The 582-nt window shown below is 66.5% G+C and carries 1 pseudogene; it reads left to right on the top strand.

From position 1 onward, the window contains the following. Positions 1-582 (top strand): annotated as a pseudogene (locus ENZ75_RS33700) (hypothetical protein); the annotation flags it as partial.

The following is a 582-nucleotide window of genomic DNA, read 5'->3' as shown; positions in this document are numbered from 1 at the left end:
GGCCGTGATCCGCAAGCCGGGCAACTGGCGCTTTGTGGTTTCGGTGCCGCCCGGCTGGCAGGCGAAAAGCGAAAACGACATTCAGTCCCGACACTTCCTGCCGCTGCCGGGTTCGCCGGCCGGGATGGTATCACAGGAGATGCTGCTGCCGGTCGGTCTGGCGCCGCCGCGCCGCGTCAGCGGGCGCGTTGCCGGCGATGGACCCGCGACCCTCTCCGTGTCGGGGGACGGGCACGTCCTGGAGGCGCGGACACTGGCGCCGGGTGCCGTCTTCAGCTTCGACCTGGCTGAAGAAGCCGACACGGTCAGCATCAGTGGCGAAGGCTTGGAGCGGCGGCTGACGCTGTCGCCCTACTCGGCGGATCTCGGCCTGCTGTCCGCGCAACGCGCCGGCATTGCCACTGATGCCGCTCTCGAAACGATCGGTTTCGACGATGTGACGTCGCGCACCTTCAGGAAAATTCCGGCCGGTCATGCCGGATTGGCGTGGCGCAACCTGAATGCGATGGCGCGCGACTACACCAAGGACAGCCAGGGCTATGTCAATGGCAACGTCTCCGGTGACCATGTGCTCTACACCAG

This window comes from Mesorhizobium sp. M7A.F.Ca.CA.002.04.1.1 (assembly GCF_004022805.1).
Lineage (GTDB): Bacteria > Pseudomonadota > Alphaproteobacteria > Rhizobiales > Rhizobiaceae > Mesorhizobium > Mesorhizobium ciceri.
Note: the sequence above shows the minus strand (reverse complement) of the source record. Positions and strands in the feature narration are given on the sequence as shown.